Annotated in this window: 21 protein-coding genes; 4 read left to right on the forward strand and 17 right to left on the reverse strand. The window is 65.3% G+C overall.

Annotated elements, in window-relative coordinates:
* Positions 1–60: 60 nt before the first annotated feature.
* The gene (locus ACFO0J_RS10895; RefSeq protein ID WP_376813107.1) at positions 61–900 is read right to left on the reverse strand and encodes an RsiV family protein; all 840 of its coding nucleotides are present in this window, start codon (positions 898–900) and stop codon (positions 61–63) included.
* A 105-nt stretch (positions 901–1,005) separates the two neighbouring features.
* Between ACFO0J_RS10895 and arsC the strand changes: the two genes are divergently transcribed.
* Positions 1,006–1,350, forward strand: coding sequence for an arsenate reductase (glutaredoxin) (arsC, locus tag ACFO0J_RS10900; RefSeq protein ID WP_376813108.1), 345 nt, complete (start codon positions 1,006–1,008; stop codon positions 1,348–1,350).
* A gap of 43 nt (positions 1,351–1,393) precedes the next feature.
* On the forward strand, positions 1,394–2,200 hold the full coding sequence (locus tag ACFO0J_RS10905; protein WP_376813109.1) for a bestrophin-like domain: 807 nt from the start codon (positions 1,394–1,396) through the stop codon (positions 2,198–2,200).
* Positions 2,201–2,287: 87 nt separating this feature from the next.
* Here ACFO0J_RS10905 and ACFO0J_RS10910 read toward each other — a convergent pair whose 3' ends face one another.
* Positions 2,288–3,547 carry an NAD(P)/FAD-dependent oxidoreductase gene (locus ACFO0J_RS10910; protein ID WP_376813110.1) on the reverse strand — a complete coding sequence of 420 codons (1,260 nt, stop codon included), beginning with the start codon at positions 3,545–3,547 and terminating at the stop codon, positions 2,288–2,290.
* 145 nt (positions 3,548–3,692) lie between these two features.
* The gene (locus tag ACFO0J_RS10915) at positions 3,693–5,552 is read right to left on the reverse strand and encodes a methyl-accepting chemotaxis protein (protein WP_376813111.1); all 1,860 of its coding nucleotides are present in this window, start codon (positions 5,550–5,552) and stop codon (positions 3,693–3,695) included.
* 193 nt (positions 5,553–5,745) lie between these two features.
* Here ACFO0J_RS10915 and ACFO0J_RS10920 point away from each other — a divergent pair, with 193 nt between their 5' ends.
* Together ACFO0J_RS10920 and ACFO0J_RS10925 are read left to right on the forward strand one after the other, a co-directional pair.
* Positions 5,746–6,042, forward strand: coding sequence for an acylphosphatase (locus tag ACFO0J_RS10920; RefSeq protein ID WP_376813112.1), 297 nt, complete (start codon positions 5,746–5,748; stop codon positions 6,040–6,042).
* A 138-nt stretch (positions 6,043–6,180) separates the two neighbouring features.
* On the forward strand, positions 6,181–6,609 hold the full coding sequence (locus ACFO0J_RS10925; RefSeq protein WP_376813113.1) for a DUF411 domain-containing protein: 429 nt from the start codon (positions 6,181–6,183) through the stop codon (positions 6,607–6,609).
* A gap of 42 nt (positions 6,610–6,651) precedes the next feature.
* On the opposite strand, the gene ACFO0J_RS10930 is transcribed toward ACFO0J_RS10925, so the two are convergent.
* The 14 genes from ACFO0J_RS10930 to ACFO0J_RS10995 all read right to left on the reverse strand — a co-directional run bounded on the left by ACFO0J_RS10930 (position 6,652) and on the right by ACFO0J_RS10995 (position 20,646).
* Positions 6,652–7,932 carry an OmpA family protein gene (locus ACFO0J_RS10930; protein ID WP_376813114.1) on the reverse strand — a complete coding sequence of 427 codons (1,281 nt, stop codon included), beginning with the start codon at positions 7,930–7,932 and terminating at the stop codon, positions 6,652–6,654.
* Positions 7,929–8,744: a motility protein A gene (locus ACFO0J_RS10935; RefSeq protein WP_376813115.1), complete on the reverse strand. Its 816-nt coding sequence runs from the start codon at positions 8,742–8,744 to the stop codon at positions 7,929–7,931. The genes ACFO0J_RS10930 and ACFO0J_RS10935 overlap by 4 nt, the downstream gene beginning before the upstream one ends.
* Positions 8,745–8,968: 224 nt before the next feature.
* Positions 8,969–9,868 carry a hypothetical protein gene (locus ACFO0J_RS10940; RefSeq protein ID WP_376813116.1) on the reverse strand — a complete coding sequence of 300 codons (900 nt, stop codon included), beginning with the start codon at positions 9,866–9,868 and terminating at the stop codon, positions 8,969–8,971.
* Positions 9,869–9,888: 20 nt separating this feature from the next.
* Positions 9,889–10,515, reverse strand: a complete 627-nt coding sequence (locus tag ACFO0J_RS10945; RefSeq protein ID WP_376813117.1) for a HutD/Ves family protein — start codon at positions 10,513–10,515, stop codon at positions 9,889–9,891.
* 23 nt (positions 10,516–10,538) lie between these two features.
* On the reverse strand, positions 10,539–11,474 hold the full coding sequence (gene hutG, locus ACFO0J_RS10950) for a formimidoylglutamase (protein ID WP_376813118.1): 936 nt from the start codon (positions 11,472–11,474) through the stop codon (positions 10,539–10,541).
* A complete protein-coding gene (locus ACFO0J_RS10955) occupies positions 11,471–12,238 on the reverse strand; it encodes an amino acid ABC transporter ATP-binding protein (protein ID WP_376813240.1) in 768 nt (255 codons plus the stop codon). The genes hutG and ACFO0J_RS10955 overlap by 4 nt, the downstream gene beginning before the upstream one ends.
* A gap of 14 nt (positions 12,239–12,252) precedes the next feature.
* A complete protein-coding gene (locus tag ACFO0J_RS10960) occupies positions 12,253–12,921 on the reverse strand; it encodes an amino acid ABC transporter permease (protein ID WP_376813119.1) in 669 nt (222 codons plus the stop codon).
* Complete coding sequence (locus tag ACFO0J_RS10965) at positions 12,918–13,661, reverse strand: transporter substrate-binding domain-containing protein (RefSeq protein WP_376813120.1); 744 nt, start codon at positions 13,659–13,661, stop codon at positions 12,918–12,920. Before ACFO0J_RS10965 ends, ACFO0J_RS10960 begins: the two co-directional genes overlap by 4 nt.
* A 36-nt stretch (positions 13,662–13,697) precedes the next feature.
* Positions 13,698–14,456, reverse strand: a complete 759-nt coding sequence (locus ACFO0J_RS10970; RefSeq protein ID WP_376813121.1) for an IclR family transcriptional regulator — start codon at positions 14,454–14,456, stop codon at positions 13,698–13,700.
* Positions 14,457–14,613: 157 nt separating this feature from the next.
* Positions 14,614–15,549, reverse strand: coding sequence for a LysR family transcriptional regulator (locus ACFO0J_RS10975; protein WP_376813122.1), 936 nt, complete (start codon positions 15,547–15,549; stop codon positions 14,614–14,616).
* Between the two features lie 4 nt (positions 15,550–15,553).
* Positions 15,554–16,723 (reverse strand): ABC transporter substrate-binding protein, encoded by a 1,170-nt coding sequence (locus tag ACFO0J_RS10980; protein ID WP_376813123.1) that lies wholly within the window; start codon positions 16,721–16,723, stop codon positions 15,554–15,556.
* Between the two features lie 25 nt (positions 16,724–16,748).
* Complete coding sequence (locus ACFO0J_RS10985; RefSeq protein ID WP_376813124.1) at positions 16,749–18,635, reverse strand: FAD-dependent monooxygenase; 1,887 nt, start codon at positions 18,633–18,635, stop codon at positions 16,749–16,751.
* Positions 18,636–18,790: 155 nt separating this feature from the next.
* Positions 18,791–20,071 carry an arsenic transporter gene (locus tag ACFO0J_RS10990; RefSeq protein ID WP_376813125.1) on the reverse strand — a complete coding sequence of 427 codons (1,281 nt, stop codon included), beginning with the start codon at positions 20,069–20,071 and terminating at the stop codon, positions 18,791–18,793.
* Positions 20,071–20,646 carry a TMEM165/GDT1 family protein gene (locus ACFO0J_RS10995; RefSeq protein WP_376813126.1) on the reverse strand — a complete coding sequence of 192 codons (576 nt, stop codon included), beginning with the start codon at positions 20,644–20,646 and terminating at the stop codon, positions 20,071–20,073. The genes ACFO0J_RS10990 and ACFO0J_RS10995 overlap by 1 nt, the downstream gene beginning before the upstream one ends.
* Positions 20,647–20,720 lie beyond the last annotated feature (74 nt).

Below are 20,720 nucleotides of genomic sequence, written 5' to 3' on the forward strand. Positions count from 1 at the left end.
TGTCCAACGATATGAACGCCGCACATTATGCGGCGCTGCTATATGCGTATGTGTGTCTGCCTAAGACGTCGGCGGCAGAAACTGCGGGCGCAGGATGTCCCGCAGGCGGTCGTAGGGGATCAGCAGTTCCGGCTGCCCCCAGGCGTAGGGCGCGATTTCGTAGGGCTGGTACTTGACCAGCACACCCAGGTCGGTCAGCCCCACATTGTCGCTGGGGGCAAAGGGCCACATGCGGTTGAAATTGTCCCGGTTGTCGATGGCGTCGGCATGCTGGTCCAGCCAGCGGGCGTGTTCGGCGCGCAAGGCCGCGTCGAAGGCCGGGCGGGCGCCCGGCGCCAGCAGATTGTCGATCGTCAGGGCTTTTTCGGCCGTATTGTCCCAATTCAGCAATTGCGATCCGGCCATGCCGTGGGCCATGCCCGTGCGGTACTGGCCCGCGTCCAGTTCAACCACGGTCAGGCGCTCGTTGCGGTAACGCGTCCGGGCGCTCAACTGGACCTCGTCGCGGGACTCGGCGGTCTTCCAGTAATAAGCCTCGAAACCGTCCAGCGTGTCGTAGGGCGCGGCGCTTTGCGCATCGACCCAGGTCATGGCCGCCAAGGCGTGGTCGACCAGTCCCGTCAAGCGGGGATGTCCGGGGAACGCCAGGGAATCGACCGTCAGCTTCGGGCATTCGCCCTGGCAGCCCGGCCGGGTGCGCGACCATTTCACCGGTTGCGTGAACAGCCCGTCCCGGCTGGTCTGCTGATCGAGCTGGGCCGGCACCAGGCTGAGATTGTCCTGGGGACCGCTGGCGCAACCACCCAGGACCAGGACCAGGACCAGGACCAGCGCCAGGGCGGGCAGGGCGGTGCGCCCGTAAAACGGCGGGCGGGGTTCGGACGGCGAGTGCATCGGCATGGGGCTCATCGACTGGGTGTCATGCGGTATTCGGGATCGTGCGCGGAAAGGGCATTCCGCGCCGCCTGATCGTGGATAATAGGGGCTTTCCGTTGGGGAGCGCCCATGATCAGAATCTACCACAACCCGCGTTGCAGCACGTCACGCAAAGCGCTCGAAACACTCCAGGCCACGGGGCGTTCCGTCGAGGTGGTCGAATATCTGCATGCCTTGCCGCCGCGCGCCGAACTGCGCGAGCTGATCCGGGCTGCGGGCCTGACGGTGCGCGCGGCCCTGCGCCCCAAAGAAGCGGCCTACGAGTCGCTGGGGCTGGCGGACGCGGCGCTGACGGACGAACAATTGCTCGACGCCATCGAGCAGCATCCCGTCCTGCTGAACCGGCCCTTTGTCGTGACGGACAAGGGCACGCGCCTGTGCCGCCCCTTCGAGACGATCCAGGACATCCTCTGACCCGCTGCTGACTTCCCGGTCCGATTTCCCGACGAGCCGGCGCTTGCCGACATCCAACGAGGGCACCATGTTCGATTTCATGTATGAATTGCCCGAATGGCTCATGTTCGTCGTCTGCGTCCTGCTGGTGGGCTGCCTGTCCCTCGCCGCCGTCGCGCTGATGACGGCCTTGCGGCGCCTCTGGCCGACCGGCTCGCACGGCGCCAATATGATCGACACCATGCTGTCGGGCATCCTGCTGCCCACGGGGATCGTGATCGCTTTCGTGGCATCCGACATCTGGCAGCAGGACACCAAGGGCCGCGCCGCCGTCGAGCAGGAAGCCATTGCCGTGGCCGACGCGCTGCGCATCTCCAAATTCCTGCCGGCCGATCTGCGCGAACAGGTCACGGGGGTGCTTGACGACTACATCCGCGAGGTCGTCGGGAACGAATGGGCGCTGATGGGTGAAGGCCAGGCAAGCCAGATCGCCGAAGATCAACTGGAAAGCCTGGTGGTCATCTCGGTGCGGATCGAAGCCGGCACCGACCAGATCGGCCTGCAACGCGCCGCCGAATCGCTGCGGCGCTACACGTCGAACATCGAAAGCGCGCGCAATCAGCGCCTGCTGGTTTCGCATGCCCGGGTCAAGATGACCAAATGGGTCACCGTGCTGGTGATGCTGTTCGTCGCCGCCTGCGTGCTGAGCGAACTGCACCGGACCAGACGACGACCGCTGTGCCTGGCCTTGGGGCTGTTTTCCCTGGCTTTCGGCGCGACGCTCTACCTGATCACCTCGTACGACCGGCCCTTCACGGGCACCACCATCATCGAGCCGACTTCGTTGTCGGTGCTGTTGGTCAGGGGATAGGGGCTCAGCCGCGGACATGAACACGCCCCGGACCGCCGCTTGCGAGGCGATCCGGGGCGTGTGCCGGGGATGCGTCGGGGCAGGGCGTCAGGGCTGGACCGAGGGCACGCCGGCCGGAAAGCGGCGCGTGCGGTGCGTCACCGGCAGGCCGCGGCCTTTCAGCAGGATGTTCCAGTAGAACCAGGGCATGAAACTGCGCTTGAGCCACCAGTAAGCACGGCGCGGCACACGCGGGTCGAAGGGGAAGCTGGGCGTGATCGTGCCGCCGTAGGTGAATTCAGCCAGCAGCACCTTGCCGCGCGAGGTCGTCAGCGGGCAGGCGGCGTAGCCGTCGTAGCTCTCGACGTTGCCCGCGCCGCGCAGCACGCTCAGCAGGTTCAGCGTCAGCACCGGGGACTGGCTCTTGATGGCGGCGGCCGTCTTGCTATTGGGCGTCGAGGTGCAATCCCCCAGACCGAACACATTGGGATACCGGGTATGGCGCAGCGTGTGCTTGTCCACATCCAGCCAGCCGTTGGCGTCAGCCAGGGGGCTGTTGCGGATGAAGTCGGGCGCCCCTTGCGGCGGCACGACGTGCAGCAGGTCATAGGCGACTTCCTCGCGCACCTTTTCACCGTCCACCACGGACTCGAAGACGGCGATCTTGTCCTCGCCGCGCACCTGGACCAGGCTCTGGCCAAAGCGCGGCTGGGCATCGTAGGACGCCATGACCTTGTCCAGCGCCTGGGCGTAGAAGGGCACGCCGAAGACCGTCGCACCGGCCGTGCGGAACTGCAGGCTGTCGGCCTTCACGCCCCGGCGGCGAAACTCGTCGGCGGCCAGGTACAGGGCTTTTTGCGGCGCGCCCGGGCATTTCACCGCACCGGCCGGCTGGGTGAAGATCGCCGTGCCGCCCTGGAACTGGCGCACCAGTTCCCAGGTATAGGGCGCCAGATCGTAGCGGTAGTTGCTGGTCACGCCGTTCTTGCCCAGGGCATCGGCCAGGCCGTCGATGGCGTTCCAGTCGATCTGGATGCCGGCGGCCACCACCAGATAGTCGTAGGCCACGCGGCTGCCATCGCCCAGCGCCACCTGGCGCTCGTCGGGCAGCAGGGCGGTCACGGCCTGCGCAATGTGGCGCACGCCGCCGGGGAGGCAGTCGTGCAGGGGGCGGCGGGTGTCCTCGGCTTTATACGCACCGCCGCCCACCAGGGTCCAGGCGGGCTGGTAATCGTGGTGGCTGGACGGATCGATGACGGCGATGTCCAGGTCGGGCTCGTGGCGCCGAAGCTGGGCAGCGACGGCGGTGCCGCCGGTGCCGGCGCCGACGATCACCACGGTATGTTTGCGGACGGATGCGTTGCTCATGAAAGCCTCGAATGGGTCGGATGGTGCCTGGGGCGAAGCGCCCTTAAGCACAGCCATTCTAGAGATCAGCGCTTTCAGAACGAACGACTGTTGGGCTATGTCTTTATGACCCTCTCATCAAGAAACCGGACGGTTCTCATGGGTATCAGTTTCCCGGAGCGGGCAGGGCGGCCGGCCTGGCGCCGTGGCCGTCGTGGTCGAGCTTGAAGCCTGCGACCGCCTGGGCCAGGACCTGCGCCTGGTCGCGCAGGCTGTCGGCCGCGGCGGCCGACTCCTGGACCAGGGCGGCGTTCTGCTGCGTCATGCCGTCGAGCTGCTGCACGGCGATCTCGATCTGGCTGATGCCCAGGCTCTGCTCGCTGGTGGCGACCTTGATCTCGCTGATGATGTCCGTCACGCGCTGGACTTCGGACACGATCTTGTCCATGGCGGCGCCTGCCTGGCGGACCTGTTCGCCGCCGTGCGCCACCTGCGACACATTGGCGTCGATCAAGGCCTTGATCTCGCGGGCGGACTGGGCGCTGCGCTGAGCGAGCGAGCGGACCTCGGACGCCACCACGGCGAAACCCGCGCCGTGCTCACCGGCCCGGGCGGCCTCGACCGCCGCGTTCAGGGCCAGGATATTGGTCTGGAAGGCAATGCTGTCGATCACGCCGATGATGTCGCCGATCCGCGATGCGTTGTCATTCATGCCCTGCATGGTTTCGACCACGCGGTTCATCAGTTCGCCGCCTTCGCGGGCCGCCGCGCGGGCGCTCTCGGCCAGCGCCACGGCGGCATTGCCCGAATCGGCGGTCTGCTTGACCGTGCTGGACAGTTCCTCCATCGAGCTGGATGTCTGCTGCAGGCTGGCGGCGGAGCCTTCGGTGCGGCGCGCCAGGTCGCTATTGCCGGCGGCAATCTCGTCCGAGGCCAGATGCACCGAATCCGTGGTCTGGCGGATGCTGCGCAAGGTGTCGGCGATCTTGTCGACGAACTGATTGAACGAAGTCCCGACCTGGGCCAGTTCATCGTGGCCGGTCTGGTCCAGGCGCCGGGTCAGGTCGCCTTCGCCGGAGGCAATGTTCTGCAGGGCGTCCTTGAGCAGCCCCAGGCGGCGCAGCAGCGCGCGGGTCAGGAGCGCCAGAGCCAACGCCGCCAGGACGATCATGACGAGACTGGTCGCCAGGGCCTGCAGGCGCATATGGCGGACCCCTGCCAGAATGTCGCCCTGATCCAGGGCAATGACCAACAGCCAGTCGGCGCCCTGGATGCGGTGCGCGCTCAGCCAGTACTGGCCGGCGGCGTTTTCGGCATCCGCCAGCGCGCCGGACTGATCCGCCAGCCCTTGCAGCCGGGGCATGTCGTAGCCGGCAAAGACCTCGGTCGCCGGTTTCAATGACAATTGGGCATCCGGGTGGGCGATGATCTTGCCGTCGCCTGCGACCAGGTAGGCAAAGCTGTGCTCGGTGGGACGCAGCGCGCGCGTGCTGGCGACGATGTCGTCCAGCCCGATGTCCGACGAGATCACGGCGCGGGTCTTGCCGTTCTCCTGTACCGGCACCGAGACGCTGAGCACCAGGCCGCGCGAAGCCGCGTCCAGGTAGGGCGCGGTCAGAATGGGCTTGCCGGCCTGCGCGGCCAAGGCATACCAGGGCCGCGAGGTCGGATCGTAGTCATCCGGCAGCTTGATCAGTTCGCCGAATTTCATCTTCTTGTCCGCATAGCCGATATAGGCGGACTTGAAGCGCCCGGCGTTTTGCGCCTGCAACAGAAAGGGCTCGGGCGCGTCCGTCAGCGCCACGGGCAGGAGCGAGGACAGGATGGAGACCTTGTCCCGCGCCCAGCTTTCGATTTCCCGGGCATTACTATTGATCAGGCTTGCCGTCTGAGTGACGACGAGGTCCTTGACGGTGTTTTGAGCAGAGTGCAGATTGGCGGCAGCCAGCAGCCCCATGGCCACGGCGACGGTAACCGCAGAGGCCAGAACGAGCTTGGCCCGGATGGATAAGGAACGGATGCCCATGGGATCGGAGTCCTGGTGATCAATCGGTATCGGCGCACGGCCAACTGGATGAAGAAGCGAGGCAGGGCGGGGGGCTTTCCCCCGGGCGCTCATCCAGGAACCCGGTTTACGGTCCCTTTCGGTTACAGTTTAATGTTCAATCAACGCCTCGCGTCTTGGCTGAAACCCTGATTGCTTTCCAACCCATGATCGTATGAAATCTTTGCCTGAACACCATGACTTCGAAACCCTGTCCGTCCTTGTCGAAGGCCGTGTGCAGGGCGTCGGCTTTCGCGCCGCCTCTGTACGCCAGGCGCACCAGCTCAAGCTCGGCGGCTGGGTACGCAATCTGCCCGATGGCCGGGTCGAGGTCCTGATCCAGGGCGACCACGCCGCAGTGGATCGCATGCTGTCCTGGCTGCTCCAGGGGCCGCCCGCCGCCCGGGTCACCCACGTGACACACACGGAAATCCAGACCGAACGCCATTACGAGCGGTTCGAGCAGATCTGATGACGACCTCCGGGCGGAGTGAACCAATCGACGGTTTCACACTCCAATCCATGAGTCTGCCGGCTTCGGCGGACTTCTGCTCTCCGTCGGGTTCAAGAGAACCCGGCGAGATTTTTTGATCCTTATCCGGAAATGCGCATGAAACGACTCACCGCTCTCGGCCTGCTGGCCGCCGCCCTGGGAATCACCCTGTCCGTCCACGCCCAGGCGGGCGAGGCCGTCACGGTCTACCAGGATCCGAACTGCGGCTGCTGCCACGGCTGGGCCGAGCACATGCGCGCCGAAGGTTTCGAGGTGCGCGAGGTGTCTTCGTCCGATATGGCAGCGGTCAAGGCCCGCCTGGGCGTGCCCATGGAACTGGCGTCCTGCCACACGGCACAACTGGCATCGAGCGGCCAGATCGTCGAGGGCCACGTCCCGGCCTCGGCCGTGCGCAAACTGCTGGCTTCGAAGGACACGCGCGGCGCGGCAGCGCCCGGCATGCCACTGAATTCGCCCGGCATGGGACCGATGGACGGCAATCTGGTCACGCTCGACTTCGACGGCAAGCCGTTCTCTCGCGATTGAAACGGCTGAGACGGAATCCGCCCGGGCCGGGACCCGTCCGCCTCAGTGCGAAGCGGGCTCGGATTCGGCTTCGGAGTCGGGGCCGGCCACGTGCGCCGTCGGCGCGGGCAGTTCACCGGCAGGGCGCGCGGCCGGAGCAGGCGAGACCTGCGCAGCGGGCCGGGCGGCCGGGGCAGGCCGGGTTTCTGCGGGCCTGGCTGCTGCCGGCTTGGCGGCCCCGCTCCCGGGTGACTTTTCCACCACCAGCTCGACCCGGCGGTTGCGCGCGCGGCCGTCGGCCGTCTGGTTGTCCGCGATCGGTTTGGCATCGGCATAGCCCACGGCCTTCAGATGCCCCTTGCCGATGCCGTTGGCCTGCAGATAACGCACCACGCTGCCGGCCCGGGCGCTGGACAGCTCCCAATTGGACGGATAGCGGGCGTTGCTGCGTACCGGCACGGAATCCGTATGGCCCTCGACCGTGATGTCGTAGCCGGCGTCGGTCAGCACCTTGGCCATGCGCTTCAGCACCGACAGCCCCTCGCGGCTGAGATCCGCCTGGCCCGTGCCGAACAGGATCTCGCTGTTGACGCGAAAGCTGATGGAGCGCTGGTTGACGATCACCTCGACGTCGTGGCCCAGATCCCCCAGGGGCAGCGAGGCCGCCAGGGCAGCACCTTCGGAGGGTTCCTCCGTGTCGGGAGCAGGCGCGGCCGGCGGATTTCCATCCGTCTTGTCTGCGTGCGAGCCCAGGGAAGGCGAGGCGAAGGCGAGCGCGGCGTCCTGAGCAGAATAGGGCGCGATGTCGTCCGGCGGCGGGATCTGCGCCAACGTCGCGGGCTCGGCATCGGGCATCACCGGCGTTCCGGCGGCCGCCACGGGCGCCTGCGCCGGCTCGGCCGCGAAATCCGGGAAGGTTCCGAACAAAGGCGAATGCCCGGGCTCGGACGGAGCGCTGAACGCGATCGCAGCGTCCTCGGCGGAATAGGCGTATGCCTCGTCCGGCGCGGGAATCGGCGCCAGAGCCACGGCCGGCGGCGCCTGCGTCCGGACCGCCTGGGCGGCCGGCGTCAGCACGGAGGCCCGTTTGCCGATGGACCCGGAAAACGCCAGCATCACGATCATGGCGACCAGCAGCAGCGTCATCACATCCAGGTACGTCAGGAACCAGCCTTCTTCCTGGGGGGACTCCGTCGTCTGCCCCAGGCTCCAGCGGTCGGACACGCTGGTGCGCTTGCGGTCGCGCCGCAGGGCCTGGCGCGCCTGGAACAGCTCGGCCTCCATCTCCCGCATGCGCTGGGAGAAGGCCTGGGCGGGGTTCAGTTCGGCAGGTCCGCGCCTCATGAGGGCTCCGGCTCCTTGTCCTTGATCGCCGCAACCGGTCCCTGGTCGCGGATTTCATCACGGATTTCGGCGATGAAGGCTTTCAGCGTTTCCCGCATCAGGGCAGGGCTGCGCTTCTGGCTCATCATGGCGATGCCCTGCATCAGGGTGTTCATCAGGATCAGGCGCTGCTCGGTGCGCCGTTCCAGCTTGACCGCCACAGGCTTGAACACCAGATTGGCCAGCAGCACGCCGTAAAAAGTCGTCATCAGGGCCAGCGCCATCTGCCGCCCGATCGCCGTGATGTCGCCGTCGCCCAGCAGGAACAGCAGATTGACCAGGCCCACCAGCGTGCCCACCATGCCGAAGGCCGGCGCAAAGCCCGCCATGACGCGGAACAACTGGGCCTCGGCATGTTCCTTGGCCTTCAGGCGGGCGACACGCCATTGCAACAGGTCCAGAATGTCCTGTTCGGGCACATTGTCGATCACGAACTGCACGCCGTTGCGCAGAAACGGGCTGGACACGCGTTCCAGGGCCTGCTCGACGGCGTGGATGTCGCTCTGCATCCAGATGCGCGCGATTTCGACCAGGTCTTCCAGGTCCTTGTCGACGTCCAGGCGTTCGTGGTGCACGACGCTGCGGATCAGGCCGAAAATCCGCATGACTTCGCGCAAAGGATAGGCGATGAAGGTCGCCGCCGCCGTGCCGATCAGCACGATGCCCAGGCCCGGCCAATCAACGAACAATCCCGGATCCTCGGCCGACAGGAACAGGACGATGGCCAGCATCAGAATGCTGGCGACGATGCCGATCAGGGTGGATGGATTCATGCGCGGAGCCGTTGGAGGAAAAACAGTGGCATCTTACCGTGATCGGCGTCACGGGCGCTCGAAGAACAGCAGGCTCTTTTACGGTCGCGGAATGGACGCCCCAGGACCGGCCGTTCGCCGTGCGGCCTGTGCCTGGCTTGCTGTTATTTAATTCGCATAATGTATATTATGTAAAGTCAAAGAAAGAACCGGATACGGACACGGAAAGCACCCGGGCAAGCCACTCACCTGATCTTGGCCGCGTTGGTCTTGACCCAGTTCTGGTATGCCAGCACGTACTGCCGGTGATTTCGGACGATGCATTCGGTCATCGCGTAGTGCTGGCGCGAAAGGCCGATCTGATGCGCGGATGACGAACTGGTGCGCAGCACGTCGTCCAGGCTCTTTTTCGCATGCTGCAGAACTTCGGCGTACCGCAGGCCGGGATGCATATTGCCCAGCAATACGATCCCCGTATAAATGGACTCCGCCGAAATATAGTAGTCCTGACTCTCCCAGGTGCCGCGCATCACCGACTGCTTGATGTAAACGGGGTCCCCCGCCACCGTGCGATAGACCTTCGCGTCTGCGGTCGCGCAGGGGCCGCCGCTGGCTTCCAGCACTTTCTTGCCATCGGACCGGGTGGTGATCTTGAACAGGAAGCCGTCCATCTCATTGGACGTTCCCTTGGGCATGCGCGAGGCCAGCGTTCGGGCGATCCGGGAAATATCGTATCGATCCACCGCCCTGCAGTCCGGATCGGCCATGCAGTCGGTCTTGGAGATCGGCCCGAAATAGGTCTGGGCGGATGTGGACGGAATGATTTTCCAGTACGAAATGGCTTGAGTGCGTGGACGGTACTGCTTCATGTAGGGCGCGGCGGCGATGAATTTCCCCCGGGCGAACGTCATGACGGCGACGAAACCATCGCTGGCCATGCCGCCCGGACTTTCGACGATCTTGGCTCCTAGGCCGTCGGCCAGCCCATCGACGCACTTTCCATCCCATTCGAAGCGATTGACCGGCACGGACAGATCCCGACAGGTCTGGAGCGAGCCGGCGTGCACCTGCCGCAGCCCGAATGGCGAAATCGAAGCCAGCGCGGCGGCCAGCGCGAAGATCCGCATTTTTCGGTATCGAGTCATAGGGACGCTCCAGATTTTCGTCAAGAATACTCGATCCGCGCGACGATCAGCCGGGCGTCCCCGGTTCTCGGCGTCATCCTCAAGACCGGGCAGTCGCCCGAGGCCACGGAAAGATGCAGCGTGTCGCCGGCCTCCAATACACCCTGACTCAAACGGCCTGGCACCTCGACGGCGTAGGTCCCTTGCCACCCATGCCACAGCCAGTGCCCTGGCGCAAGGCGCTGGACGGCTGCCCCGTGGCATGTCGTCACGTGACCTTGTGCTTTCGTCCGCCGCAGCATCAGATTGAAATCGCGCACGGGTCCTGCGGGCAGTTCGCTGCAATACGGCTCCTCTCCAGTAAAACGGAAAGCCTGGCCGGCAGGCAGGACGACGGTCCGTTGCGTGTGCTGCTGGATCAGATGCACCGGGCCGCCGTGGGTGACCAGCAACACCCGGTCCACGCCTTCCCAGTAGGAGAATGGCCCAGGTGCTGCGACCTCGGCGGCGCTGATCCGCCACAAGAAATCGTCCATGCCGGCATCGGCGGGATGAATCGCGATCTCCCGCGTGATGCCGCCGCCATTCTTCCAGGGACTTGCACGCAGCTCGGCGGCGCGGATGAAGCGCAACCGGGTCGCAACCGATGCGCCACGAAACGTCGACATGGCTGGAGCGCCTTCGGAACTCGTCAGGGCCTCAGCAAATGCCAGACCAGCCGGGCTGCGGCACGGGCCGTGTGCTGATCGATGTCGTGATCCGGGTTCATCTCCGCGATGTCGGCCAGACGCAACTTACCGCTGCGCTTGACCGCCAGCACACAGGCTTCCACGACGCTCATGGGTACGCCGAAAGCAGCGGGCGCCGACACGCCGGGCGCCACGCCGGCAGGCAGCACGTCCAGGTCGATCGTCAGATAGACCAGATCCGCCTCGGCCAGCAAAGCGTCGAGCTGCTGCAGACGCTCGGACAAATGGCGCTCCTGCATGTCCGTGTCTTCGACGTAAAAGACGCCCAGCGCCCGGGCATGATCGTACAGCCCCTTCGTATTGCCCAAGCGCGACACGCCGAGACACGCATAGCGGACCGGCAGGCCGTGATCGCGGCCATATTCCAGGATCTGGTCGAACGGCGTGCCCGACGATCCCGGCCGGCTGGAGCGCAGGTCGAAATGCGCATCCAGATTGACGATCAGGATGCGCGGCGGTGCGCCGCCCTCTTCTTCCAGGTGCGCGGCCAGCCCCTGGAAGCTGGACCAGGCGACCTCATGCCCCCCGCCCAGTGTGACGGGGCGCGCGCCCGCGCCCAGGGCCGCAGCCACCTTGCGTCCCTGGGTGTGCTGGGCCTCTTCCAGCGCGTCGCCTTCACACGTGACGTCGCCGGCGTCCCAGAATCGCTCCAGGTCGTGCGCGGGCAGGTTCGCCAGCATGCGGCGGATGGCGTCGGGGCCCTTGGCGGCGCCCGGACGGCCGTGATTGCGCCGCACGCCCGCATCACTGGCAAAACCCAACAGCACGGCGTCCCCCGTCCCGTAGCCGGTCGACTCCGTACGCACGATCTGATGCAGCCTGCGGGTGTCGCCGCTTTCGGCAGCGTCGTCGCGTCCTTTCCAGCGTGTGTCGCTCATGATGCGCCCGCCTCCATGGGGCCTTTGCTGAGTACTGCCTGCAGGAACGAACGGGTGCGCTCGTGCCTGGGTTGTTGAAAGATGACATCGGGCCGGTCGGCCTCGATGACCCGGCCGTAGTCCATCACGACCACGGTGTCCGCCATTTCGCGGGCAAAGCCCATTTCGTGGGTGACGACCATCATGGTCATGCCTTCTTTGGCCAGCAGCTTCATCACCTGCAGCACCTCGCCAACCAGTTCCGGGTCCAGCGCCGACGTCGGTTCGTCAAACAGCATGACCTCCGGTTCCATGGCCAACGCCCGGGCGATCGCCACCCGCTGCTTCTGTCCGCCCGAAAGGCTGTTGGGCATGGCTTGCGCCTTGGCCTCGAGCCCGACCTTGGTCAGCAGCGCCAGCCCTTTTTTCTCCGCCTCTGCGGCTGAAACCCCGCGCAGGGTGCGGGGGCCGATGGTGACGTTTTCCAGCACGGTCAGGTGCGGGAACAGATTGAAGGACTGGAACACCATGCCCACGCGGGTGCGCAGGTGGTTCAGGGCTTTTTCGGGCATCAGCGTGCCCGCGTCGATCAGGCGCTCGCCGCAGATGTCGATGCTGCCTTGCTGGGCGATTTCCAGGCCGTTGCAACAGCGCAGCAAGGTGCTCTTGCCCGAACCGCTGGGGCCGATCACGACCACGACCTGGGACCGGTCGACCTCCAGATCGATCCCCTTGAGGACTGCGTTCTCGCCATACGACTTGTGCAACTGGCGGATCTTGATCATGACATCGGACGCGCTCATTGGACCATGCCTCCCGCCTGCAGGCGCAGCTCGACGCGGCGCAGGATTTTCGATGTGGCGCTGGTGAGAATCCAGTAGATCAGCGCGATCACCAGATAGACCTCCAGCGAGCGATAGGACACGCTGATGATCTTCTGGCCTTCGTGCATGACGTCGTGGATGGTGACCAGGGACACCAGCGCCGAGTTCTTGATCAAGGCGATGAACTCATTGCCCAGCGGCGGAATCATGCGCACGACGGCCTGCGGCAGGATGATCTTGACCATGGCCTGGGTCGAGGACATCCCCAGGGACCGGGCGGCCTCCATCTGGCCTTTGTCCACCGACTGGATCGCGCCGCGCACGACCTCCGAGACATAAGAGGCCGAATACATGCCCATGCCCAGCACGCCGCAAACGAAGGCCGGCAGCAGAATGCCAAATCGGGGCAGCCCGAAGAACCAGATGAAGAGCTGCACCAGCAGGGGCGTACCGCGAAAGCAGGACAGGTAGATGCTGCAAATCTTGTAGGTGATCCTGCGCTGCGGATTCAGCCGGCCGATGCCGATCAGCAGACCCAGGCAACAAGACAGCACGAGTGCGCACAGGGTGACTTCGATCGTCACCCCGGTGCCGCGCAGCAAGTCCTCCCAGCCGACAAGTGCGGGCGTGAAGTCAAGATTCATTTTTTACCCTCGAACCACTTGTTGACCAGGCGCTGGTACTCACCGTTGGCCTGGATGGTCTTGAGCGCCTGATTCAGTTCCTTGGTCAATTCGGGCTCGCTCTTGCTGACGGCGATGCCGTATTCCTCGGTCGTGATCTGCTCGTCCAGCACCGTGAAGCCGGGGTTCTGCTGGGCGAACAGCTTGGCGGCGGGCTTGCCGGTCACGGCGGCATCCGCCCGGCCGATGTCGACCAGGTTGAACATTTCCTGGTTCTTCTCCACCTCGACGCGCTGCACCTTGGGATAGTGCTCCTGCATGTAGTTCACGGACTTGGTGCCGACCTGCACCGTGACACGCTTGCCGTCCAGATCCTTCAGCGTCTTGATCGGGCCGTCGCTCTTGGTCAGCACCACCAACCCGCCGGCATAGTAGGAATCCGTGAAATCCACGGCCTGCTTGCGGGCGTCCGTGATGTAGATCGCCGACATGGCGGCGTCCGCTCGCCCGGACAGTACGGCGGGAATCAGGCCCTTGAAGTCGATGTCGGTCCACTCGATTTTCTTGCCTGCCGCATGGGCCAGCGCCTCGGTCAGTTCGATGTCAAAGCCTGTCCGCTTCCCGTCCACGGTCATTTCCATCGGCGGAAACGTCGGGTCGGTCACCACGCGGATGGTGTCGGAGGCCGCCTGGCCGGCGGCCGGAACGCCGCCCAATGCCAGGGCCAGCAAGGTGATGCGCAGGGTATGGGGAAATTTCATGAGAGTCTCCTTGGTATGGGCGTGTCGTGTTGGGGGTCAAAGGTCTTGCAATTGCGACGAGATGTGCGCCGCCCCGCGCACGGTCATTTCGATGAAGTGATCTTCTTGTCCTTGCGCCCGCAGCGCAGGCGCCATCATGGTGATGACGGCGACGGCCGGATGGCCCGTGTGCTGGAACAGCGGCGCGCTCGCCCCCCAGATGCCGACATCGACCTCGCCGTTGGACACGGCGTACCCCTGGGTGCGGATCCGCTCCAGCTGAAGTTCCAGGTCGGCTCGCGCCGCCTCATCCAGCCATTGATCGCGCAGCAGTTGATCCAGCACGGTGCGCCGCTGCTCCACGTGCATGAAGGCCAGCAGCGCCTTGGCCGAAGCCCCCTTGTTCAGCGGCAGCATCCGTCCTTTGACAAAGGAGCAACGCAGCGGGTGGCGGCTTTCCACCATGTCGAGACAAACGATCTGATGCCGGACGGCCACGAGCAGCCCGACGGACTCTCCGCTGAGGCTGGACAGCGCCTCCATCTTGTCGTGCGATTCATGCGTCAGAAAAGACGACTGGTCGAATCCCCAGGCCAGGGGCACGCACATCGGTCCGGGTGAGAATTCATTGTCCCGCCCGATCACAAAGCCCCAGCGCCGCAGCAACGACAACTGGCGGTACAGCGTGCTTTGCGCCAGCCCCGTCAACTCCATCAATTCGGCAATGGTGGCGCCGCGTCCAAGCCGGGCCAGTGTGGCCAGGACATGCAGGACCCGTTCGACACTGCCCTTGGCGGCGGCATGATCTGCTTGCATGCGGATGGGCCCTCGTGGTGGGAACGGCTCGGCGGCGGAACCGTGGCGGCAGGCGGATCGTTACCCGACCCCGCTCCTGCACGGAATGGAGCCCATCATAAATATATTCTGATAATTTCCAGCCTTATATTCTTATCTGATGAGAACGTAAGGGAAATCACTGAAGTTCGCCCGGCGCGCGCAGCACATGCCGGATGCAATCCAGCGCCAGTTCCACCGACTTCGGCTGGTATTCGTCCCGGCGCCAGTACATCGACACCGATCCGAAGCAGCGCAATTCCAGCGGCAGGATGCGCAACAGGTTCATGTCCTCCAGTGCGCTGGCTGAACGGTGCGAGGCGACGCCGATTGCATCGCTGTTGCGCAACAGGGCGATATTGGCGATGACCGAGTTGGATTCGATGTAATTGGGCGGCAGGCTCAGGCCCGCTTCGGCCAGAGAGGTCTCCAAGGCCTTGCGGATCGGCGAGCCCTTGGGCCAGACGACTAAACGATACTGCTGGACGTCTTCCCAACTGAGGGTCGCGCGGCCGACCAGCGGATGGTCGCGGCGCACAGCCAGGTCGACCGGCTCGGTATACAGCAGTTCGGCATCGAAACTGGCCAGGCTCGCATCACCCTCGATCGTGCGGCCGATGACGATGTCCAGATCCCCCTGGCTGAGCTGGTTCAGCAGCAGGTCCATGGTGCCTTCGACCAGATCGATGCGCAGGCGGGGCATGCGCGTCGCCATTTCCAGCACGGCGAGCGGACCGGCCTCGGTCGCCGCCACGCCCGAGGCGCCCAGGGCCACGTGCCCCGCCCCGCCCTCTCGCAGGATGTTCATGTCGGCGGCGGCGCGGTCGAGCTGGGCCTCGATGCGGCGGGCATGCTCGATCAGCGCCTGGCCGTGGACTGTGGGCGTGAGCCCGCGGGCGTGGCGCTCGAACAGCGTCAGGCCGACGTCGCTTTCCAGGTCCTTGAGCCATTTCGACAGGCCGGGCTGCGTGGTGTGCAGCGCGGCCGCCGAATGGCTGAGGTTGCGCGTCTGGGCCAGGCTGAGCAGAAACCTGAGGTTGCGCAGGCGAATGCGGTCGGTCCAGTCACTGCCCATGTCTTCACTTGCCCGGGTCCTTCACGGCTTCGAAGGTCGCGAATTCGACGTTCTGCAGCTTGCCATCGACCCGCTCCAGTTTGCGGATGTATTCATTCTGGATGATATCGCGGGTTTCAGGATCGATCTGCACGGGACCGCGCGGGCTTTCCCATTGCAGGCCCTTGGCCGCCGCGATGAAGGCATCGCCGCCGGCGTCGCCGCCGGTCTTTTCCAGCGCCTTGTAGATGAGCTGCATGCCGTCATAGCCGCCCACCGACATGAAGTTGGCGCGGTCCTGAGGATGGGCCTTGGTGTAGGCGGCGACGAAGGCCTTGTTCTCCGGCGAATCGTGCGCATCCGAGTAATGGAAGGCGGTGATCATGCCCAGCGCATTGTCGCCCAGCGCCGCCAGAGAATTTTCGTCGGTCATGTCGCCCGGGCCCATTTCCTTGATGCCCAGCTTGTCCAGCCCCATTTCGCGGAAGTTCTTGGCCAGCGCGACCATGGAACTGCCCGGCGGCACGAAGAAAAAGAGCGCGTCGGGACGGGTTTCCTTGACCCGCTGCAGGAACGGCGCGTAATCGGGCGTATTGACCGGCGTACGGACCTCGCCCAGCACCTTGCCGCCCAGTTCGGTGAAGGTCTTCTTGAACTGCGCCTGGGCATCGTGACCGGGGCCATAGTCCGCCACCAGGATGTAGGCCGACTTGATGTCGTTCTTGACCGCCCACTGGGCGATGGCCCAGGAACTCTGCGGCAGCGTCATCGACACGCGGGCGATGTAGGGCGACTTCTCCGTGATCGAGGACGTCGCCGCGTTCATCACGATCATGGGCACCTTGGCCTCGGTCGCCAGAGGCGCGACCGAGAAGGCATTGGGGGTCAGGTCAAAGCCGGCCAGGATGTCGACCTTGTCCTTGATCAGAAGTTCCTGCGCCTGGCGCTTGGCGATGGCCGGGGCAATGCCGGTGTCGTCCTTGACGATCAGCTTGACCTTGCGGCCGGCCACGGTGTCGCCATGTTGCGCCATGAACGTCTCGATGCCGTTCTGGATCTGCTTGCCGTAGTCGGAAAACGGCCCCGATACCGACAGCACCAGGCCGATCTTCAGATCCTTGGCCTGGGCGGGCGATGCGAGTGCCGCCGCACCGATGGACAGGGCGGCAACGCCCAGGATATTGCGCAGTTTCATGGTCTCTCTCCTTGTTTGACGAATTTCATTGCTGCCGGCCGGCGAAGGTCCGGATGAATCCGGCCAGTTCGTCGGTCGCCGTCAGCGCCAGCACGTTCGCCACGTACTGGTCGGGGCGCACGATCACGATGGCGCCTTGCCGATCGATGCCGCGCAAGCGGAAGATGTCCTGATCCGCCAGCGCGGCGTAGACGTTTTCCAGGTCGATCAGGCCGTGAGCGCCCACGCGCGGCAGGAAGGCCTTGGGCACCCGGCCGATGTCGACGGCGGTGTAATCCTGCTGGTAGATCAGCTTGAGATCGAACCAGGCGTCTGCATCCCGGCCGGCGGGTGTATAGCCCCGGATGGGGGATTCGGGGGATTCGTCCAGCCAGCGTCCCAGCGCGGCGACGGGCGAATCCTCGCCCGCGCGCGCCGCGTCGGCGAACACGTAGATCCGCCAACGGCCGTCCGCCCTCGCCTCATGGCCCAGATGCCGGCGATAAACGTCCGCGACCCGCATGACTTCGGCGGACCGGAAGCGCTTGCCGATCGGATAACCCGAGGCCAGGGCCTGGTGCGTGGCCGGGGCGGTGATCATGGACGGCCCGTATTGCGTCATGAAGCCTTGCGCGAACTCGGTGATCCGCAGATAGGCCTGCTCGAACTCGGCGTGACTGGCAAAGGCCTCTGCCGATTTGGCCATCTGCGTGGCCCAGCGCAGATCCTGATCGATCAGATCCCGGCCGATCTGCTGGCGCTCGGCCGAATAGGTCGACAGGAGCTCGACGGGGCTGCGGCCTTCCAGGACATGTCCAAGCTTCCAGCCCAGGTTGAAGCCGTCCTGCATCGAGGCATTCATGCCCTGCCCGGCTTTGGCGCTGTGGGTGTGGGCGGCATCCCCGGTGATGAAGACGCGCGGCGTGCGGCGTTCCGTTCCCGTCTGGGGCGCATCGTCGAAATGGTCGCACAGGCGATGGCCGACCTCGTACACGCTGTGCCAGGCGACCTCGCGCACGTCCAGCCGGTAGGGATGAAAAATCCGCTGCGCCCGGGCGACGATCTGCTCGAGCGGCATGTTGCGGACGGCGCCGCCGTCATGCGCGGAGACTTCGCCCAGATCGACGTACAAGCGGAACAGGAAACCGCCCTCGCGGGGGATCAGCAGGATGTTGCCGGCTTCCGACTGGATCGCGCATTTGATGCGGACGTCCGGAAAATCCGTATCGGCCAGCAGGTCCATCACGCCCCAGGCGTGATTGGACGACACGCCGCGCAGCGCCAGGCCCAGTGACTTGCGCACGCCGCTGCGCCCGCCATCGGCACCCACGACGTAGCGGGCGCGCACGATGCGTTCCCGCCCGCTCGCATCGCCGACACGCGTCAGCCGCACGGTCACCGGATGGTCGCCGGTGTCAGCGACCGTCAGGCCCTGGAATTCATACCCGTAATCGGGGGTCATGCGCGTGGGCGCACGGGCCATGCACTCGGCAAAATAATCCAGCACCCGGGCCTGGTTGACGGTCAGGTGGGGATATTCGCTGACGTCGTGCGGGTCCTCGGCGACACGGGACACACGGACGATGTCCGCCGGCTTGTCCGGGTCCGCTTTCCAGAAGACGGTTTCCGTCACTACGCAGGCTTCGGCGATCAACTGCTGCGCGAAACCAAAGGCCTCGAAGGTTTCGATGCTGCGCGGCTGCAGGCCGTCGGCCAGGCCGACCTCCAGGCGCCCGGTGCGGCGATCGATGATGCGCGTGACGACATCGGGGAACTGGGACAACTGGGCCGCCGTGATCATGCCGGCGGGTCCTGCCCCGACGATCAGGACGTCCACGTGGTCGGGCAATTCTTCGGGGCGATCGATGCCGGCGCCGGCCGGCGCCTGAATGCGCGGATCGTGCGACACGTATCCGTGATGATGGTATTTCAAGACAGTCTCCTGAAGGAATCGTGTATCGATCTTTTCGCGAGAAGAACTGTTGAATATTCTAGGTTCTGATCATGAATATTTCATAATTTTAAGAATGAAATATTCCTATCATCGATACTGAAAATCGTATACCTCAGGGATCCGTCCGTCCCCCTTCAGCCGATCCGCCAGGCCAGCACCGCCAGCGCCGCGCCCAGCACCGGCAGCGTCAGCACCAGGCCGATCCGGCAATACTGGCCCCAGCCGATGCGGATGTCCCGGCCGCGCAGCACGTGCAGCCATAGCAGCGTGGCCAGGCTGCCGATGGGCGTCAGCTTGGGGCCCAGATCGCAGCCGATCACGTGCGCGTAAATCATGGCCTCGCGCACCACGCCCTGCGCCTGGGACGCGTCGATCGACAAGGCGCCGATCAGGACCGTGGGCAAGTTGTTCATCAAAGAGGACAGCACCGCGCTCAGCAGCCCCGTGCCCAGGGCGGCCGTCCAGACCCCCTGCCCGGCCAGCCAATCCAGGGCCTGCGTCAGAAACGCCGTCAAACCGGCGTGGCGCAAGCCATAGACCACCAGATACATGCCCAGGGCGAACACGATGATCTGCCAGGGAGCGCCGCGCACCCGGCGCAGGACCGGGATGCGACCGCTCCGGGCGGCTACGCCGGCCAGGGCCAGAGCGCCGACCGCCGCCGTCGCGCTGACGGGAATGCCCAGCGGTTCCAGCACGAAAAAACCCAGCAGCAGCCAGGCCAGCACGCCCCACCCTGCCAGAAACGTCGGCCGGTCACGCACGACACTGGCCGGCGCGGGCAGCCGCTGCGCATCGTAGCGCGGCGGGATGACGCGGCGAAACACCAGCCCCAGGACGGCCAGCGAAGCGCAGACGGCCACAAGATTGACCGGCATCATCACGGCCGCGTATCGGGCAAAGCCGATACCGAAATAGTCGGCCGTCACGATGTTGACCAGATTGGACACCACCAGCGGCAGGCTGGCGGCGTCCGCGATAAAACCCGCCGCCAGCACGAACGCCAGCGTCGCCTTGGGGGAAAACCGCAGCGCCGCCAGCATGGCGACGACGATCGGGGTCAGGATCAGCGCCGCGCCGTCGTTATTGAACAGCGCGCTGACGCCGGCGCCCAGCAGGATCATCAGGACGAACAGGCGCCCGCCCCGGCCGCCGCCCCAGCGGGCCATGTGCAGGGCCGCCCATTCGAAGAACCCGGCAGCCTCCAGCAGCAAGCTGATGATCACGACCGCGACAAAGGTGCCGGTGGCGTTCCAGACGATGCCCCAGACCACCGGAATGTCCGCCGGCTGGATGACGCCGGTCAGCAGCGCCAATACCGCACCCAGGCCGGCGCTCCAGCCGATGCCCAGGCCGCGCGGCTGCCAGATGACCAGCGCCAGCGTCAGCACGAACAGGGCCAGGGCCAGCATCATCAGGCTCCCAGCCAGCCCGCGGCGCGCAGCAGCATCGCACAGCCCAGGACCGCGAACAGCGCAGCGGCAATACCGTGTACCAGGCGGGCGGGCAAGCGATCGGCGGCGCGCGCGCCGAAGTACACGGCCGGCACATTGGCCAGCATCATGCCCAGCGTGCTGCCGCCCACGACCGCGATCAGGCTGTCGTAACGCGCCGCCAGGGCGACGGTCGCGATCTGGGTCTTGTCCCCCATTTCCGCCAGAAAGAACAGCGTGATCGTCGCCGTCAGCACGCCCAGGCCGCGCATCGGCTTGGGCGCTTCGTCGAGTTTGTCAGGAATCAGCAGCCAGCCGGCCATGAGCAGGAAGGAAATCCCCAGCACCCATTGCAGCATGACGGGGTCGAGCAGTTGCGCGGCCAATTGCCCGGCCAGACCGGCCAGCGCATGGTTGGCCAGGGTGGCGATCAGCACGCCCAGACAGATCAGGCCGGGCCGGTGATAGCGGGCGGCCAGCATGATGGCCAGCAATTGGGTCTTGTCACCGATTTCACCCAGGGCGACCATGCCGGTGGAAACGAGAAAGGCATCCATGAAAGAGACATCCAGGGCTGACGCGACTACGTCCCCGCCGGCCCCTTGCGGCGGGAAACGCAGTCAGCGGTCTT

This window comes from Castellaniella hirudinis (assembly GCF_042651965.1).
Classification (GTDB): Bacteria; Pseudomonadota; Gammaproteobacteria; order Burkholderiales; family Burkholderiaceae_B; genus Castellaniella; species Castellaniella hirudinis.

What these genes read in the sequence shown, in the direction of transcription:
- ACFO0J_RS10895 (WP_376813107.1), bottom strand. Translation starts at nt 900, where the DNA reads ATGCCGATGCACTCGCCGTCCGAACCCCGCCCGCCGTTTTACGGGCGC.
- arsC (WP_376813108.1), top strand. Translation starts at nt 1,006, where the DNA reads ATGATCAGAATCTACCACAACCCGCGTTGCAGCACGTCACGCAAAGCG.
- ACFO0J_RS10910 (WP_376813110.1), bottom strand. Translation starts at nt 3,547, where the DNA reads ATGAGCAACGCATCCGTCCGCAAACATACCGTGGTGATCGTCGGCGCC.
- ACFO0J_RS10915 (WP_376813111.1), bottom strand. Translation starts at nt 5,552, where the DNA reads ATGGGCATCCGTTCCTTATCCATCCGGGCCAAGCTCGTTCTGGCCTCT.
- ACFO0J_RS10920 (WP_376813112.1), top strand. Translation starts at nt 5,746, where the DNA reads ATGAAATCTTTGCCTGAACACCATGACTTCGAAACCCTGTCCGTCCTT.
- ACFO0J_RS10925 (WP_376813113.1), top strand. Translation starts at nt 6,181, where the DNA reads ATGAAACGACTCACCGCTCTCGGCCTGCTGGCCGCCGCCCTGGGAATC.
- ACFO0J_RS10930 (WP_376813114.1), bottom strand. Translation starts at nt 7,932, where the DNA reads ATGAGGCGCGGACCTGCCGAACTGAACCCCGCCCAGGCCTTCTCCCAG.
- ACFO0J_RS10935 (WP_376813115.1), bottom strand. Translation starts at nt 8,744, where the DNA reads ATGAATCCATCCACCCTGATCGGCATCGTCGCCAGCATTCTGATGCTG.
- ACFO0J_RS10940 (WP_376813116.1), bottom strand. Translation starts at nt 9,868, where the DNA reads ATGACTCGATACCGAAAAATGCGGATCTTCGCGCTGGCCGCCGCGCTG.
- ACFO0J_RS10945 (WP_376813117.1), bottom strand. Translation starts at nt 10,515, where the DNA reads ATGTCGACGTTTCGTGGCGCATCGGTTGCGACCCGGTTGCGCTTCATC.
- hutG (WP_376813118.1), bottom strand. Translation starts at nt 11,474, where the DNA reads ATGAGCGACACACGCTGGAAAGGACGCGACGACGCTGCCGAAAGCGGC.
- ACFO0J_RS10955 (WP_376813240.1), bottom strand. Translation starts at nt 12,238, where the DNA reads ATGATCAAGATCCGCCAGTTGCACAAGTCGTATGGCGAGAACGCAGTC.
- ACFO0J_RS10960 (WP_376813119.1), bottom strand. Translation starts at nt 12,921, where the DNA reads ATGAATCTTGACTTCACGCCCGCACTTGTCGGCTGGGAGGACTTGCTG.
- ACFO0J_RS10965 (WP_376813120.1), bottom strand. Translation starts at nt 13,661, where the DNA reads ATGAAATTTCCCCATACCCTGCGCATCACCTTGCTGGCCCTGGCATTG.
- ACFO0J_RS10970 (WP_376813121.1), bottom strand. Translation starts at nt 14,456, where the DNA reads ATGCAAGCAGATCATGCCGCCGCCAAGGGCAGTGTCGAACGGGTCCTG.
- ACFO0J_RS10975 (WP_376813122.1), bottom strand. Translation starts at nt 15,549, where the DNA reads ATGGGCAGTGACTGGACCGACCGCATTCGCCTGCGCAACCTCAGGTTT.
- ACFO0J_RS10980 (WP_376813123.1), bottom strand. Translation starts at nt 16,723, where the DNA reads ATGAAACTGCGCAATATCCTGGGCGTTGCCGCCCTGTCCATCGGTGCG.
- ACFO0J_RS10990 (WP_376813125.1), bottom strand. Translation starts at nt 20,071, where the DNA reads ATGATGCTGGCCCTGGCCCTGTTCGTGCTGACGCTGGCGCTGGTCATC.
- ACFO0J_RS10995 (WP_376813126.1), bottom strand. Translation starts at nt 20,646, where the DNA reads ATGGATGCCTTTCTCGTTTCCACCGGCATGGTCGCCCTGGGTGAAATC.